This is a genomic window from Pseudocolwellia antarctica (assembly GCF_049933045.1).
GTDB lineage: Bacteria > Pseudomonadota > Gammaproteobacteria > Enterobacterales > Alteromonadaceae > Pseudocolwellia.
On record NZ_CP187926.1, the window covers coordinates 1,384,528 to 1,400,930 of the forward strand.

The following is a 16,403-nucleotide window of genomic DNA, read 5'->3' on the forward strand; positions in this document are numbered from 1 at the left end:
AAATTAAGTAGATTATGTGGACTATCCCGAATCAAGTTACCCTTTTTAGAATTGTTTTAATTCCTGTCTTTGTTTTAGTTTTTTATCTTCCAATATCATGGAGTCACTTTGGTGCTTTTGTTGTTTTTTGGTTTGCTGCAGTAAGTGATGCTGTAGATGGTTATTTAGCACGTAAGTTAAATCAATCATCTGCCTTTGGTGCATTTATAGATCCTGTGGCAGATAAGCTCATGGTGGTTTGTGCATTAGCCATGTTAATTGAAGATTATGGTGTGTGGTATATCACTATACCTGCCGCATTAATGATTTCTCGTGAAATATTTATAAGTGCATTGCGAGAATTTATGTCTTCAAGAGGAAAAAGAGAAGACGTTGCTGTTTCTAACTCTGGTAAATATAAAACTGCTGCACAAATGTTAGGCATTATGGGACTTATTTGGCAACCAACTTATGATATTCCATTTATTTTCTTTAATATTCCGCAAGAATTTTTTATGTTTCTTACTTTTAGTCTCTATTTTATAGCAACAATTTTAACTTTTACCTCAATGTGGACCTATTTCAAAGCTGCTTTACCAGAGTTAAAAGCTAAATAATAACCAAGTATTGCAGGTGATCAGTTAAAAAAACAACATATGAGCTGCTTTTTAAGCACTTGAATTAAAATTGAAATTAAAGTGTTGACTCATCATAATATCAATGTAAAATGCGTTTCCAAGTTGACAGGGAGTCAACAGATGAAGCGGCTGTAGCTCAGTTGGTAGAGCATCACGTTGCCAACGTGAATGTCACGAGTTCGAGTCTCGTTAGCCGCTCCAATTTTTCTTAAGTGAAAAAGATTCTAGGGAATACTACTCAACTCGTAGTGAATGATTTGGCGGGTTGGCAGAATGGCTATGCAGCGGATTGCAAATCCGTGGACCTCGGTTCGACTCCGGGACCCGCCTCCATAATGCCCGGGTGGTGGAATTGGTAGACACAAGGGATTTAAAATCCCTCGCCGAAACGCGTGCCGGTTCAAGTCCGGCTCCGGGTACCATTTCATTATTGCAGGTTGAGTAATAAAAGAAGACTACATATTGGCGTATGTAGGTGTTTTAAAAGTAAAAGATATGTGCGCGGCTGTAGCTCAGCTGGTAGAGCATCACGTTGCCAACGTGAATGTCACGAGTTCGAGTCTCGTTAGCCGCTCCAATCTTTTATATAGCAAGGTAAGTGTAAGCTTACAAAATGAAGCGGCTGTAGCTCAGCTGGTAGAGCATCACGTTGCCAACGTGAATGTCACGAGTTCGAGTCTCGTTAGCCGCTCCAATTTTTAAAGAATATTTTTGATGTTTAAGTAGGGAACCAATCTCTACTATAAAAAATACTTTCTCGATGCCCGGGTGGTGGAATTGGTAGACACAAGGGATTTAAAATCCCTCGCCGAAACGCGTGCCGGTTCAAGTCCGGCTCCGGGTACCATCCAGTATTTAAATATTGTTTTCATTCTAAGTTATAAAATTATCACTATTAAAAATAATTTACTTTATTCTTAAATGATAAAGTAGGGAACCAATCTCTACTCTAAAAAATAATCTCTCGATGCCCGGGTGGTGGAATTGGTAGACACAAGGGATTTAAAATCCCTCGCCGAAACGCGTGCCGGTTCAAGTCCGGCTCCGGGTACCATTTTTTATTTATTATAACTCTTATCTATTTTATTCAGTTTTATCTCTTTGTTCACTCCTTGTATATCTTCAGTTAAATTTCTTATTTTATTTCATATTTCTTTATACTCTATTTACGATAACAATCACGTTATAATATTTATTTAATGTTTTATACCAAACGAATTAATTTATTGAGTAACTTAGAACTACATTAGCAAGTTTTGAACAAGCAAAATTGATTAAACATAGTTATTCTATATTTTTTAATTTTGTGATGTTATCAGTTTGCTAATGAGCTCCCGAAGGGCGAGAATTTAAAGGCTCATATGCTGCGTTATTGATTTTGACAAGGTTCCTACATGGATGTAGGACATTAGGGTAACGCAGGAGCAGTTACCGAGAATAACCATTCTCTTCAATCAATGCATCGCCTACATGGATGTAGGTGCTTAGGTTCAGTCTGGAACTATGAACCTGTGCCTCTAAGCCTTTAAATTCTCGCTAAGTGAGCAATAAATTAATCCGTTTGGTATTAGGTATTAATTCCCTTTTAGTCATGTCAGCTAAATAAAATAACGTTTAATAGAATGATCAAACTATATGAAAAATATAATTAAATATTTAGATCAATATGCAGAAAAGCACATTATTGAAAGTGGAAATCAGCTGGCCAGTTATTTATCGAATCACTTAAGTCATTGTGTATCGGATACCCTAGCTAATAATCTAATAAATGAAGTCGATAGATCATCAATCAAATCTCAGGTTTTTGACCATGTTGTTGTTATACCTGCTTATAAAGAGTCAACTGACTTTATCGAACGTATTTTATCTTCAGCATTAATTGAACAAAACGTATTATTTATTGTTGTTATCAACCAGCCTGATAACGATCTCGATCAATATCCTCAACAAACGTTAGCTAAGTTTATTAAGCATTCAGGTACATCTGTGTTAACTCATCAAGGTATTGAGTTAATTTCGACAAATAAATCTAGCCACTTCTTAATTATTGATGCTTTTACTCAACCTTTACCCGTCGATCACGGTGTTGGTCTTGCTCGTAAAATAGGATCTGATCTCGCATTATTGCTAACGAGTAAAAATATTATTCAATCTGATTGGATCCATTCAACCGATGCTGATGCTCATTTACCTGATGATTATTTTTGTGCTACAAAGCTATTAGACAAAACAAGCCATGCTAAAAATATTTCTGCAGTAAGTTATAACTTTACACACGTTAGTGATGATGTAGATATTCATGCAGCTAATAGTCTCTACGAAACAGCACTCAGGTATTATGTTAATGGTTTAACATTTGCTGGTTCATCATATGACTTTTTTACTATTGGTAGTGTTATAGCCTTTAAAGCTAAAGATTATGCGATGGTGCGTGGATTTCCTAAACGTAGCGCAGGTGAAGATTTTTATTTATTAAATAAATTAGCAAAATTAGGACAAGTTGAGTTTTTAAAAAATACGATTGTAAAAATTGATGCAAGAACCTCAGATCGTGTTCCGTTTGGTACAGGACCTTCTGTTGCTAACATTATGCAGCTAAAAATTAATAACCAACCTTACTGTTATTACCATCCTCAAGTTTTTGAAGAATTAAAGGTGTGTTTATCACATTTTAATTCACTGTGGGGGAACAGAGTCACGTTTGATACTTGGTTAAGTGCACTATCTAATGAAAGTCAGCAGGCTTTATTAGAAGCTAAACTCGATAGTTTTGTTACTAAACAAAAAAATAACAATCAAATCCAATTCAATAAACAGTTAAATGTTTGGTTTGATGCATTTAAAACCTTAAAATTTATTCATAGTTTACGAGAACAAAAATACGCTGATATTCCTTTACAACAAGGATTAGAGCTTGCTAAGTTTTCGCTATAAGGCGTTATTAAGTCTTTATTAGTGATTAGTTCTCTTTAATTGTGAGTGTCTTAGATCAGCTAGTTAACTTGGATAAACTGATTTTAGAAATCAGTTTAGAAAGTCAGTTTTAAAAAATTAGCTTTAAAGTTAGTTTTAACCCCCAGCTTTTATAAAAAACTAAACCAGCATATATAAAAAAGAGTGATTCATTTTAATTAATGAATCACTCTTTTTTGTTTCTAAACTGTTTTATTGAAAATAGTTCTTACTTCAGTATTTATTAACTAAGGGGTATCTATGAACTACACGATAACATTGAACAGCCGACTTTATTTTTTGCCCAGTCTGGACGTTTTCCTGCATATTCTTCAAACTCACTTTGTTCATCATAAGGATTTTTAAGTAATTCATGTAAACGATGTATTTCGCTAAAGTCACCATTCTCAGCTTTATCTATAGCTTGTTGAGATAAGTAGTTTCTTAATACATATTTAGGATTTACTTTATTCATTTTTAACGCACGTACAGTGTCGTCATACGTTTCAAGCGTGAATCTTTCGTGGTATTTAGTTAACCATAGCGATAATTTCTGTGTGTAAACATCATCTAGCTGATCTACGTTGTAATAACAGGGTGTGAAATGTTTAATTAATGACTCAAAAATATCTTCTGAGAGCATATCGTGTTCACTAAAATTAAAACTCGCTAATAGACGATAGAAAATTGTCATGTCTGTTTCTACTTCTTCAAGTAAGACTTCTAAATTTTTAGCTATAAAGGTTTCTTCTTTAGGATCCGCTAAGTTTGAAGTTAAACCTAACTTTTCCATCATCATGCTATGCCATTTTACTTCGTACATTTGAGTATAACTTTCTACTTTGGTTTGCAGCGCTTCAACACTACCAATTAATGGTACAAGTGAATTAGCTAACTGACATAAATTCCATAAACTGATCATTGATTGTCCACCAAACCGATAACGTTTATTCTGACTGTCAGTGGTATTTGGAGTCCATCCTAAATCAAAATTATCTACCCAGCCATAAGGTCCAAAATCAATAGTTTCACCTATAAGAGACATATTGTCAGTATTCATAACGCCATGAACAAAGCCAACACGCATCCAATGAATAATAAGGTCGCTTGTGGTCTCACAAATTTCGTTAAACCAAGCTAAGTAAACTTCTTTAGTGATCAAGCTTGATTGCGTTACCGTTTCATTTTCTTCGTTATTTTCTTTTTGATCTTGAGGAAGTAGGTGAGGGAAGTCATGAGTAATACTGTAGTTAACCATTTCAGTTAATAATTCAAGATCTCTGCGCATTGCGGGTAGTTGTATTGAACCAAATCTCACGAATGATGAAGAAACTCGACATACAACAGCGCCTAATTCAGCTTTAGCATTTCCATCGTACATTATGTCTCTGATGATCTCTTCACCTGTTAAACATAAACTTAATGCTCGTGTTGTTGGAACACCTAAATGATACATGGCTTCAGAACATAAAAACTCTCTTACTGAGGAACGTAAAACTGCGAAACCGTCAGCGGTTCTAGAATATGGCGTTGGACCAGCACCTTTTAATTGTAGTGTTTGAGAACCATGTTGTTCTGTGAATACTTCACCTAAATTAATCGCGCGACCATCGCCTAATTGTCCAGCCCAGTTGCCGAACTGAAAGCCGCCATAACACATAGCATAAGGTTCCATACCTTCGATCAATTGGTTACCTGTGAATATTTGTGCAAAGTCATCAGAGGTAATAAATTCTTCAGTAAAGTTAAATATTTTCGAGACTTCAGTGGCTACGATTATTGTGTTAGGTTGCTGAACCTTAACTGGCATAGCTTCTGAATATGCGGCATGCTGAACTTGTCGAGGATATGTTTCTGCAATAGGATCTGCCGTTAGTTCTTTTCTAAATGTATTATTGAAGTTTAATTTAAGTTTTTGCACAATATCTCTCTATTACATGACTTAATACTGATAATTTATCTATCTGTTCAGTATTAGTAGTGATATTAATGATACCTTATTTCAGATTATGAGATAATAGTGACATAACTTATTTTAGGATTAATACCGTGCTTAAATATATTCAGAAAAGCTTATTAACAACTGTTTATTTTGGCCCACAGGGCTTTCAACTTTTTAGTTTAGAAGATGAACAAAAAGCGACACAAGATAAATTTTCTCTCGAACCTGGTTGGAATGAAGATTGGTTTGTTATAGGTGTTGATACTGAGCTTGGTGACCCGTACCTAATGATCCAAAATAGTGATGATGCTCATGTTTACACTGCTATTTTTGAAGGTGAGAGTTGGAGTTTGGTTCCTGTAGCTGTAAGTATTGACGCTTTTATTAAATGTTTAATGTTACTTAAAAAATCTACGGCTCAAATTGCTGAAGTTTATGTGCCTGATGCAACAACGTTAGCAGATGAAGAACTTTTAAAATATCTAGAAGAAAACTTAATTGAAGCATCTCAATGTGAAGAATTTTGGGAGCAATTTTTTGTTTGTTATATCGACTGGTTAGAAGAATAATTCATCTAAGCAAAGTTAATCCGAATCTCACCATTATCCCGACTCAGAGCAAGCTTAAAGTAAATATAGAGCTAAGTTAGAGTCGGAATAATTAGTCTAATCATCTGTATTGCAATCATTTTTAACCAAACCAAACCAAACCAAACCAAACCAAACCAATACGAAAGACAAATTTAAATCTCTTAGGGTTTTATTCCCCGCCGCTTGCGGCGTAAAATAGATGCATGAGCGAATTTATCCATAAAAGTCACAATGTGACAGTGTTGATTTACCATCTTGTCCTCCCAGCGAAGTATAGAAGGGCGGTTGTCGATGCTGGTGTTGATCGAGTTATTACTTTGACTTGTACAGAAATAGAGAAACGTTACGAGATAAAGTTTTTAGAAATAGGCTCAGATGAAAACCACATACACTTTCTAGTTCAGTCTGTACCGATGTATAGCATCACTAAACTTGTAACGATAATTAAAAGTTTAACAGCAAGAGAAGTCTTCAAAAAATGCCCACATGTTAAAAAGCAATTATGGGGTGGTGAATTTTGGTCTGATGGGTATTTTTCCAGTACGGTTGGTAAGCATGGAGATGAAACAATGCTCAGAAAATATGTGAAAAGCCAAGGTAATAACTACGAACAGTTACACAGTGATCATCAGTTAGCGATATTCTAAATAAAATACCCCGCTCACGAAGTGAGTTCTGCGTAGCAGAAGGGCTTGCCCCGGGGATGTTTACTTTCTCCACGCATTGTTGTTCATTTCTGCGATATATTAACCATTTCTTTAATCAATGACTCGCCTTCATAGATCTAGGTGCTTAGATTCTGTCTGGAACTATAAATCTATGAACCTATGACTCTAAGTGTTTTTTCTTGTTGATAAGAGAATATCAGAATGGATTTGGTATCTTTATTAATAATCCTAATTAATCCATCATTGACTTGGTTCTAGAAGAATTATATCTTATGTACAAATGTAAGCGCTTTCATTGGTGTTTGTTTTATACAAGTAATATGAGATTTATATCACATTCATATTACTTTATATGACGTTAATAAGTTGATTTAAGCGTTTCATTTCGGGGAGTAACAACTTAATTGAACTGAAAAATTCAATTAAAGTAAAAATAATAATATATAACTATTCTAGGAAAGATAATGAATTCAAAAGCTTTAACCGAGCAAAAACTATCATTAAAAGAAAAACTTGGTTATGCATGTGGAGACGTTGCGAGTAATTTTTATTGGCGTGTTTTCGATGTGTTTTTATTTATATTCTACACAGATGTATTTGGTATTCCTGCAGCAGCAGTAGGTACTATGATGTTAGTGACGCGTTTAGTCGATGCTTTTTCAGACCCTCTAATGGGAGCATTAGCTGATAGAACACAAACCAAGTACGGAAAATTCAGACCTTATTTATTGTGGGGTATCTTACCGCTAGCCGCAGCTGGGGTTCTCACTTTTACAGTTCCTGATCTGGATGAAAGCGGAAAAATTGTATGGGCTTACGCGACATATATTTTCATGATGCTAGCTTATACCTTTATCAATGTTCCATACGGTGCTTTATTAGGTGTGGTTACAGGCAATACTCAAGAGCGTACAACACTGACTAGTTTCAGATTTATTGGGGCATTTTCAGGTGGTAGCTTAGTTGCGTTTTTAACGCCTGAACTTGTAAGTTATTTAGGTAATGGCGATGAGATTACAGGGTGGCAACTAACTATGGGCTTATACGGTGTTATTGCTGCTATGTTATTTAGTTTTTCGTTTTATTCAACTAAAGAAAGAATAGCACCGCCAGCCAATCAAAAAACTCCTGTTTTACAAGACTTAAAAGATTTAACAAACAACAAACCGTGGATCGTATTATTTTGTTTAGCTCTTATTATTATGATGACAATTTCATTACGTGGCAGTACAGGTACTTTTTACTTTAAGTATTTTGTTGGACGTGAAGATCTGATTGGTACCTTCTCATTAGCTTATATGCTGTCATTAGCTGTTGGTGCAGCATCTACACCTTTACTCACAAAGTTCTTTGATAAAAAAACGCTTCTTACACTACTTATGCTTGTTGTTGCCGTGCTTTCAATCGCTTTTTACTTTGTACCTCAAGATCAAATTGCGCTTATGTTTACTCTGCAAATATTGATCGGTTTGGCTTTAGGGCCTAAATCCCCTTTAGTGTTCTCAATGTACGCCGACACAGCTGATTATTCTCAATGGAAAACAGGTAGGAGGGCAACCGCCATGATTTTCTCTGCAGCAGCATTTGCTCAAAAACTAGGTGGCGCGATAGCAGGAGCAATGATCGGTTGGATTTTAGCTTCTATGGGATACATTGCTAACCAAGCTCAAACAGGTGCTTCAGAACACGGAATCGTTTTATTGATGACGTTAATACCAGGCATTATTGCGATTGTTGCTGTGGTTGCTATCCGTTTTTATCCATTAACCGATGAACAGCAAAAACAAATTCAAGATGATTTATCAAAACAAATTTCTTAGGAAAATATTTAATGTCAGAAAGTAAAACCTATTCATTTGCAGATGATGGACAAACCATCACTTTACATAGTCCAACAAAACTACCTAATGCCAGCGGTTTTTTGTGGAATAACCAAATGATGATTAACATGAACTGCCGAGGTTATGCGATTGCGCAGTTTATGCAACCAGAGCCAGCTAAATACTCTTATGCGCCTAACATGGAAGCTAAAACTTTCATGCAGCCAGAGCACGCTTACTTCTCTCATCATCCAGGGCGTTTCTTTTATATTAAAGATGAAGATACGGGCGAAATATTCTCGGCACCTTATGAACCTGTAAGAGCTTCGTTAGACCGCTTTGATTTTGTATTGAATAAACACAATATAAACTGGGTTGTTGAAAAGCTAGGTATTGAAGTACAACTGTCATTAACTTTAACGGTAGATAAACCTGTAGAGTTATGGAATGTAACAATCAAAAACTTAAGTGATCAAACGCGTAATATTAGCGTTTATCCTTACTTTTCTATTGGTTACATGTCGTGGTTAAATCAATCAGCTGTGTTTGATAAGGCTTTAAACTCTATTGTTGCCTCTTGTGTTACGCCGTATCAGAAAGTTGAAGACTATCCAAAACAGAAAGAATTCAAAGATAAAACCTTCTTGATGGCTGATCGATTTCCTATAAGTTGGACATCAAATCAAAAGACTTTCGAAGGTGAAGGTGGTTTACATAACCCTAGTGCATTAGTGAATGAACATTTAGATAAAACTGATGCTATATATGAAACGCCTGTCGCTGTATTGCAATATCAGTATTGTTTAGCTGCTAAAGCCACAGAATCTTTGAAGCTTGTTTTTGGAGCGGCTAAAACCAATGAAGAAATAGCTGAAATTAGACAAGGTTTATTTGGTGATTTAGCAGGCAAGCGTACAAGCTTTGATGAAGAGCTTGAACAATACCAAGCTTACGTAAACAGTGGTAAAAGTAATATTAAAATTGAATCGCCAGATGCTGAATTTAATCATTTTATTAATCATTGGTTACCTAGGCAGGTTTTTTATCACGGTGATGTAAATAGGTTATCTACCGATCCACAAACGCGTAATTACCTACAAGATAATATGGGGATGAGTTATATCAACTCTGCATTAACAAAGCAGTCGTTTATCACTTCATTGTCTCAGCAACTGTCGAGTGGTGTTATGCCTGACGGTGTTTTGTTACATCCAGATGCTGAATTAAAATATATAAACCAAGTACCTCATACGGATCACAGTGTTTGGTTACCTATTTGTTTATCGGTGTATTTATCTGAAACTAATGACCAATCATTATTGAATGAAGAGTTACCGTTTGCTGATTCGACTCAAACTAAATGTGTGAAACAGCATATCGATTTGGCAATGGAAGCACTTATTGCTGCTAGAGATCATCGAGGTTTAAGTTTTATTGAACAAGGTGACTGGTGTGATCCTATGAATATGGTGGGTTACAAAGGTAAAGGTGTTTCAGCATGGCTTTCATTAGCTACAGCTTATGCATTAAATACTTGGGCTGACTTATGTGAAACCTATGCCGATAATCTTGGTAAAATTTCATATTATAGACAAACAGCTGATGAGATTAACGCAGCAGTTAACCTAAATTTGTGGGATGGAAAATGGTACGGTCGCGGTATTACAGACGATAATGTGGTTTTTGGCATTAAAGAGGATGTTGAAGGGCGTATTTATTTAAACCCACAATCTTGGTCTATTTTAAGTGGTGCGGCGGATAAAGATAAAATTTCCAGCATGTTAAATGAAGTAGAGCAGCAGTTATCAACACCCTTTGGTGACATGATGCTAGCACCTAGTTATACAAAAATGCGTGACGATGTGGGCCGTTTAACCCAGAAACACCCCGGCGTATCAGAAAACGGGGCGGTTTATAATCATGCCGCTATTTTTTATGCATATAGCCTTTATAGCATTCACAAAAGTGATGAAGCTTTTGATATTCTGAAAAAAATGCTGCCTACATTAGACGATGTAGAAAAGCGTGGGCAGTTACCTAATTACATACCTAATTATTATCGTGGTGCTTATAAACAATTTCCTGAGCAGGCAGGGCGTTCAAGTCAGTTATTTAATACAGGAACTGTAGCATGGTTTCAACGTTGTATTGTTGAAGGTTTATGTGGTTTAAAAGGTGTAAAAGGAGAGCTTGTTATCGATCCACAATTACCTAACCATTGGAACGAAATGACAATATCTCGTTCATATTTGGGAGCTGACTTTAATGTTGAAATCTTCAGAAATGATATCACTGAAAGACTCATTATGTTGAATAAAGATATTTTACCCAGTAATAAAATCACTAATATTGAACAAGGTAAAACCTATCAAATAAAAGTTATTCTGCCTTTGAGTGAGACTAACTAACTCCAATCCTCTTTATAAAATCCACACCAAAAATGTATAAAGATTAAGTATGAAATCTCTCATGCTTAATCTTTAAAACCAACCTTATACTTACTCATTCCAATACTATTATTTAGCTCGTTTTTAGCGGGGCTTTATATTTTAAAACTCTGCCTTTAACTTGTGAGTTTAGGCTTAGTATCTAATTGTTAATTGTATGCAATGTTCAATTCCTCCTGTTTTTATAGAGTAAATGCTCTTATATATGAAGCGTTTAACAATGATTTTTCATCTATATTTTGCTAGGCAATTAAGTTATTAAATACTATATAATTATGTGCTTACTTGTAACGCGTTGCTTTTATTCGGCGCTCTGTTGATTGTTGGTTTTAAGCTGGTTTTATTTGAGGTTTGGTATTGAGCATGAAATATACAATAGCAATGATTTGGTTTATACTAACAAACCGTTTTTTATTATCGTGAGTAAATATCATGAAAAGTAACTGCGTACATTATATTGGTTTAGCTCTTCTTATTTCACTCCTTTCTGGGTGTGGAAATCTTGTGAATTCCTACCGTCAAAACACGACTAATCTTGACGATTTATATCTGGATAATGCTTACCCTACGGCTAATCAAATTCCCATAGAAACTGAGCACGACATTTTTGCTTTAGACGAAGAAATGCAAAATATGGTGAATTATGTTTTGAAGCCTGAAAGAGATCATGGAGATAAAGCGCGTTTATTATTAAATTATATTTTCTCTTCAAATCACATTGCTATGTCTTACGAAAGTGGAACCAATGTATCGGCAATTGATGCGTTTCATGGAAGCAAAGCTAATTGTATGTCGTTAACTATCATGGCGTACGCATTAGCAGATGCCGCTGGAATGCGCTTAAAATTTCAAGATATTAAAGTACCTGAGTACTGGGTGAGAAAGGGCAGCCATCAATTGTTGATGGGTCATGTTAACTTGCTAATTCAGAAACCAAGCTCTATTTTTAAAGGCAATACTTGGACTCAAGAAATATTACAAATAGATTTCGATCCAAATGCATCTAAAGCTCACTTCCCACGTAAAGTTGTGAGTAAAGAAACCATGGTTGCAATGTTCTACAACAACAAAGGCGCTGAAGCACTTGTAAGAGCAGAGTATGATGAAGCTTATGCTTATTTCAAAGCAGCAACAAAAAAAGACCCTGAATACTTTAGTGCATGGGGGAATTTAGGTGTGCTGTATAAAATTAACAGCCATTATGACTTAGCGATTAATACTTACCAACACGCTTTAGCGTTAAGCCCTGAAGACTTAACCTCTTTAGAAAACCTAGCTTTATTATTTGATAAGTTAGATAGACAAGATGAAGCTGCTATAATAGCGAATAAGTTACATAACAAACGTTTAAGTAATCCTCATTATCATGCGTTACTTGCTAGTGAAGCTATGTATAAGAATAAATATGATTCAGCAATCCGTCATTTAAAAGATGCAATTAAATTAGAGTCTAAGTTTCATGAGTTTCATTTTGATTTAGCTCAACTTTATTTTAAAACTGAGCAACTTAAGTTGGCAAAATCTTCAATGAAAAAAGCCCTTAAACTGAATGAGAATATTCATATAGAGCGAGAATATAATCGCAAATTGAATTTCCTGAATCAGGCATCAGTAAGTTATTAATTAAATATTTATGATCTTTTAAGTCAAAACCTAACCATTTGGTAAAGAAAATGGTTATAATGTTCACACAATTATCAAGATACCAAGAGGCACTTATACCAATGGAAAAAAAATTTATAACCGCACAAGAACTTTTAGAAGATTCTTTCAGACTTGCAGCTAAAGTTTACGAAGACGGTTTTAGACCTCAGTTTATCGTTGGCATATGGCGTGGCGGAGCTCCAATTGGTATCGCAGTTCAAGAATATTTTGACTTTAAAAAAGTAGAAACTGACCATATCGCTGTACGTACTTCTTCTTACTATGGTATCAATCAACAAAGTAAAGAAATCAAAGTTCATGGTTTACATTACATCATTGAAAACGCTAACGCTGATGATGGGTTATTAATTGTTGATGATGTATTTGATTCAGGTCGCAGTATCGATGCTTTAATTAAACAACTTAAAAAGCTAAGTCGTAACAACATGCCTACAGATGTTCGTGTTGCTTGTCCTTGGTTTAAGCCTCAAAACAATAAAGTTGATATAGTTCCTGATTACTATGTTCACGAATCTGATGAATGGTTAGTATTCCCACATGAGCTTTCTGGTTTAACAGAAGAAGAGCTTGTTAATGGAAAAAGTGATTTATCTAATATTGTGCACCTTTTAAAATAAAACGTGTATGAAGGACGATAGCTAACACAGTTTAGCTATCGTCATTTATTAAACCAATTTCATAAAATTTTAACCTTCTTCTATTATAGTTTTATTCAATTCAACACTTAACCAAAGTGACATAAATCCATTATGAAAAACTTCGCCTTAGTTTCTATTACTTGTACTTTTATTTTATTCGGTTGTTCATCTGCTACAGATACAAATGTTATAGATTCAAATGAAAAACCATTAAAAGAATCGATAACACCTACCATTTTAATATCCATTGATGGTTTTGCTAATCACTATTTAGAAACGTATCAACCAAAAAATATATTAAAATTAGCAGAGGGTGGAGTTAAGGCTAAGTCGTTAATTCCAGTATTTCCAAGTAAAACATTTCCTAATCATATCTCTATCGTGACGGGTAATTATCCTGCGACACACGGCGTTATCCATAATAAATTTTACAATAGAGATTTAGACAAGCAATACAAGTTAGGTTTAGGTAAAGAAGATCCTAATTGGCTACGTAGTTCAACTTTATGGTCTATTGCCGAAAAGAATAATATTAAAACAGGTATATATTTTTGGCCAGAATCTGAAGTCAATACAAGTAAAAATAAACCGACTTATGTAAAACCTTATAAACATAATACGCCGAATAAAAAGCGCTTTAATGAAATGATCAACTGGTTAACTCTTCCTGAAGATAAACGTCCAAGTTTAGTGTTAGGATATTTCTCAACGATTGACACGGCAGGGCATGATTTTGGTATTGGCTCACAAGAAGTTAAACAGGCAATAACTGATTTAGATTTATTGTTAGGTGAGTTTTTAGATGACTTAGCTAATAAAGTTGATTACGACGTAAATATTATTTTAGTGTCAGATCATGGCATGACAGATATTTCGCAAAACACTATTCAATACAGCCATTTGTTTAAAGGCATTGATGGAGTTAAAGACATTCGTGTTGTAAATGGTCAAACCCAATTGTTTGTTTATTTACCTGAAGATGATGCTACGAAAGAAAAAGCTTTGGTTAATACCATCAAAAGTAAACTCAGTACCGCAGAAAAACAGCAAGTATCTATTTACGATTTTGAAAACTATCCAAAAGCATGGCATTTCAACACCCGATCATCGGTAATGCCGAATCTAATATTGGAAGTATTACCTCCTTACGTTTTTGGTAAACCTAGAGAGAAAGCTGGCGCTACACATGGCTACGATCCTAAGATGACTTCTGAACTTAATGCCATTTTTATTGCTAACGGTCCTAGCTTCAAAAAAGGTCTTGTTATTGAACCTTTTAAAAATATTTATGTATTTCCTATGATGCTTTCGCTTTTCGGTTTAGACACTCCTGAAGGCACTGATGCAGATGAAAATATTTTATTACCAATTCTGGAACATTAGATTTACTAAATTAGAGTAATACATTGTTAATGTTAGGCATTTAGCTATAGAATAAAGTCATCCGTATTCTTTTTATTTTGACCTAACATGCAAAGTACTTATATAGCTCGACAAGCCATATTTAATCGCCAATCTAAAACTATTGGGTATGAATTACTCTTTAGAGATAGTCCCAATAATAAATTTCCTGAAATTGATCAAGATATAGCTACCTCAAAAATAATTATACAAAATCATATTCATGGAAGTATTAAAGCGATTAGCTTAGGTAAACCTGCGTATATAAACTTTACTGAAAAGAGTTTAATAAACAAATACCCATTAATGTTTGATCCAAGCACAATCGTGATTGAATTAGTTAGTCATAAAAAAGTTACTAAAAATCTCATCAAAATACTCAGTTATTATCATGAGAAGGGTTATCAAATTGCACTCACAGAATACGATTTAGATGTGCAATGGGATGATTTATTCCCATATATTTCATTCTTAAAAGTTAATTTAGATAAGGTAAACCCTAAACAACTACCTGCCGTTGTTAAACGTTTAAAGCCTTTTAATGTGAAGATGGTTGCAGAGCGCGTTGAAACGCGTTTTCAATATTTGTCGTTAGTGGAAGTTGGCTTTGATTATTACCAAGGCTTCTTTTATCACGAACCTGAAGTTATCGAAGGTAAAGCACTTACACCGATTAAATCTCAAATGTTAGAGTTGATCAGCGAAACATTTAACTCTCCACTCGTTTATGAGCGTATTGCTGATATAGTTAGCCACGATGTAAACCTAAGCATCAGTTTACTTAAAATGGTGAACAATGTAGCTACAGGAACTCGTGTTGAAATTACCTCACTTAAACAAGCGACAGCGTATTTAGGTGAAGATAAACTTAAGCAGTTTGTTTCTATCCTAGCATTATCTAAGTTAACGACTGAACAAACAGACGAAGTGTCAAAACAAGCGTTGATCACAGGTAAGTTAATGTCATCTATTTCTGAAAATAATGCTAAGTTTGCTAGCGTAGCTGATTATGCCTTTATAACAGGGCTTTTAAGTTCTCTTGAAGTATTATTAAGCATGCCAATAAATGAAATTATTAAAACCATGCCTTTAGCTAAACCTATCGAAGATGCGCTTACTGAACATACGGGTTTGTTAGGTGAATTGCTTGATTTTACGGTGGACTACATCACTGGACAAGACAATGATTTAAAAGAACAAATGAACACTTATAATATTAACAGTGAAACACTACACCAAGAGTTTGTTGCTGCAAGTTTATGGTGCCAGCAGTTATCTGAGCTTTAATGTTATGAAGATGATGTATACCACTATCGGCACTAACAACATGGCTAAATCTGTTGTCTTTTACGATGCTCTTTTTGAATCCGTTAATGTTGAAAAGTGGATACCTGATGGTAGAATCGTTGTTTACAAAGGTGATGGATTCTTATTTGGTATTGCAGAACCGTTTGATGAACAACACGCAACGCCTGGTAATGGCGCTATGCTTGGCTTTATGATGGACTCAGTCGCTCAAATAGCTCAATTTCACGAGTTAGCTTTATCATTAGGAGCAACAAGTGAAGGAGAACCAGGACCAAGGTCTAAAGGTCCTGCGGCTTATATTAGAGATTTAGATGGCAATAAACTTTGTTTCTTTTGTATGGACTAATTTGAGATC

12 protein-coding genes and 7 tRNA genes are annotated in these 16,403 nt (G+C 34.9%); 18 read left to right on the forward strand and 1 reads right to left on the reverse strand.

What is annotated here, in order from left to right; all coding sequences use genetic code 11:
- The first annotated feature begins 14 nt into the window (after positions 1 to 14).
- From pgsA to ACPUVN_RS06055, 9 genes are all read left to right on the forward strand, one after another.
- Positions 15 to 596, forward strand: coding sequence for a CDP-diacylglycerol--glycerol-3-phosphate 3-phosphatidyltransferase (pgsA, locus tag ACPUVN_RS06015; RefSeq protein ID WP_426357453.1), 582 nt, complete (start codon positions 15 to 17; stop codon positions 594 to 596).
- A gap of 146 nt (positions 597 to 742) precedes the next feature.
- Positions 743 to 818 (forward strand) — tRNA-Gly (locus tag ACPUVN_RS06020).
- Positions 819 to 876: 58 nt separating this feature from the next.
- Positions 877 to 950, forward strand: a tRNA-Cys gene (locus ACPUVN_RS06025).
- Positions 951 to 954: 4 nt separating this feature from the next.
- A tRNA-Leu gene (locus ACPUVN_RS06030) sits at positions 955 to 1,039 on the forward strand.
- 79 nt (positions 1,040 to 1,118) lie between these two features.
- A tRNA-Gly gene (locus ACPUVN_RS06035) sits at positions 1,119 to 1,194 on the forward strand.
- A 41-nt stretch (positions 1,195 to 1,235) separates the two neighbouring features.
- Positions 1,236 to 1,311, forward strand: a tRNA-Gly gene (locus ACPUVN_RS06040).
- 68 nt (positions 1,312 to 1,379) lie between these two features.
- Positions 1,380 to 1,464 (forward strand) — tRNA-Leu (locus tag ACPUVN_RS06045).
- Positions 1,465 to 1,586: 122 nt separating this feature from the next.
- A tRNA-Leu gene (locus ACPUVN_RS06050) sits at positions 1,587 to 1,671 on the forward strand.
- Positions 1,672 to 2,252: 581 nt separating this feature from the next.
- Positions 2,253 to 3,551 (forward strand): hypothetical protein, encoded by a 1,299-nt coding sequence (locus ACPUVN_RS06055; protein ID WP_426370195.1) that lies wholly within the window; start codon positions 2,253 to 2,255, stop codon positions 3,549 to 3,551.
- Between the two features lie 277 nt (positions 3,552 to 3,828).
- Here ACPUVN_RS06055 and ACPUVN_RS06060 read toward each other — a convergent pair whose 3' ends face one another.
- Entirely contained in the window at positions 3,829 to 5,490 is a 1,662-nt protein-coding gene (locus tag ACPUVN_RS06060; protein ID WP_426370196.1) for a protein adenylyltransferase SelO, read from the reverse strand.
- Between the two features lie 128 nt (positions 5,491 to 5,618).
- On the opposite strand from ACPUVN_RS06060, the gene ACPUVN_RS06065 reads away from it, so the two are divergent.
- From ACPUVN_RS06065 to ACPUVN_RS06105, 9 genes are all read left to right on the forward strand, one after another.
- Complete coding sequence (locus ACPUVN_RS06065; protein ID WP_426357450.1) at positions 5,619 to 6,080, forward strand: hypothetical protein; 462 nt, start codon at positions 5,619 to 5,621, stop codon at positions 6,078 to 6,080.
- 224 nt (positions 6,081 to 6,304) lie between these two features.
- A complete protein-coding gene (tnpA, locus tag ACPUVN_RS06070; RefSeq protein ID WP_426370197.1) occupies positions 6,305 to 6,748 on the forward strand; it encodes an IS200/IS605 family transposase in 444 nt (147 codons plus the stop codon).
- A gap of 485 nt (positions 6,749 to 7,233) precedes the next feature.
- On the forward strand, positions 7,234 to 8,589 hold the full coding sequence (locus ACPUVN_RS06075) for an MFS transporter (protein WP_426357449.1): 1,356 nt from the start codon (positions 7,234 to 7,236) through the stop codon (positions 8,587 to 8,589).
- An 11-nt stretch (positions 8,590 to 8,600) separates the two neighbouring features.
- The gene (locus tag ACPUVN_RS06080; protein ID WP_426370198.1) at positions 8,601 to 10,997 is read left to right on the forward strand and encodes a GH36-type glycosyl hydrolase domain-containing protein; all 2,397 of its coding nucleotides are present in this window, start codon (positions 8,601 to 8,603) and stop codon (positions 10,995 to 10,997) included.
- A 543-nt stretch (positions 10,998 to 11,540) separates the two neighbouring features.
- The gene (locus tag ACPUVN_RS06085) at positions 11,541 to 12,659 is read left to right on the forward strand and encodes a tetratricopeptide repeat protein (RefSeq protein ID WP_426370199.1); all 1,119 of its coding nucleotides are present in this window, start codon (positions 11,541 to 11,543) and stop codon (positions 12,657 to 12,659) included.
- A gap of 101 nt (positions 12,660 to 12,760) precedes the next feature.
- Positions 12,761 to 13,318, forward strand: coding sequence for a phosphoribosyltransferase (locus ACPUVN_RS06090; protein WP_426357446.1), 558 nt, complete (start codon positions 12,761 to 12,763; stop codon positions 13,316 to 13,318).
- Positions 13,319 to 13,450: 132 nt separating this feature from the next.
- Complete coding sequence (locus tag ACPUVN_RS06095) at positions 13,451 to 14,722, forward strand: ectonucleotide pyrophosphatase/phosphodiesterase (protein WP_426370200.1); 1,272 nt, start codon at positions 13,451 to 13,453, stop codon at positions 14,720 to 14,722.
- An 87-nt stretch (positions 14,723 to 14,809) separates the two neighbouring features.
- Positions 14,810 to 16,027: an EAL and HDOD domain-containing protein gene (locus ACPUVN_RS06100; protein ID WP_426370201.1), complete on the forward strand. Its 1,218-nt coding sequence runs from the start codon at positions 14,810 to 14,812 to the stop codon at positions 16,025 to 16,027.
- 10 nt (positions 16,028 to 16,037) lie between these two features.
- Positions 16,038 to 16,394 carry a VOC family protein gene (locus ACPUVN_RS06105; RefSeq protein ID WP_426370202.1) on the forward strand — a complete coding sequence of 119 codons (357 nt, stop codon included), beginning with the start codon at positions 16,038 to 16,040 and terminating at the stop codon, positions 16,392 to 16,394.
- Positions 16,395 to 16,403: the final 9 nt, after the last annotated feature.

What these genes read in the sequence shown, in the direction of transcription:
- ACPUVN_RS06075 (WP_426357449.1), top strand. Translation starts at nt 7,234, where the DNA reads ATGAATTCAAAAGCTTTAACCGAGCAAAAACTATCATTAAAAGAAAAA.
- ACPUVN_RS06055 (WP_426370195.1), top strand. Translation starts at nt 2,253, where the DNA reads ATGAAAAATATAATTAAATATTTAGATCAATATGCAGAAAAGCACATT.
- ACPUVN_RS06090 (WP_426357446.1), top strand. Translation starts at nt 12,761, where the DNA reads ATGGAAAAAAAATTTATAACCGCACAAGAACTTTTAGAAGATTCTTTC.
- ACPUVN_RS06105 (WP_426370202.1), top strand. Translation starts at nt 16,038, where the DNA reads ATGATGTATACCACTATCGGCACTAACAACATGGCTAAATCTGTTGTC.
- pgsA (WP_426357453.1), top strand. Translation starts at nt 15, where the DNA reads ATGTGGACTATCCCGAATCAAGTTACCCTTTTTAGAATTGTTTTAATT.
- tnpA (WP_426370197.1), top strand. Translation starts at nt 6,305, where the DNA reads ATGAGCGAATTTATCCATAAAAGTCACAATGTGACAGTGTTGATTTAC.
- ACPUVN_RS06100 (WP_426370201.1), top strand. Translation starts at nt 14,810, where the DNA reads ATGCAAAGTACTTATATAGCTCGACAAGCCATATTTAATCGCCAATCT.
- ACPUVN_RS06080 (WP_426370198.1), top strand. Translation starts at nt 8,601, where the DNA reads ATGTCAGAAAGTAAAACCTATTCATTTGCAGATGATGGACAAACCATC.
- ACPUVN_RS06095 (WP_426370200.1), top strand. Translation starts at nt 13,451, where the DNA reads ATGAAAAACTTCGCCTTAGTTTCTATTACTTGTACTTTTATTTTATTC.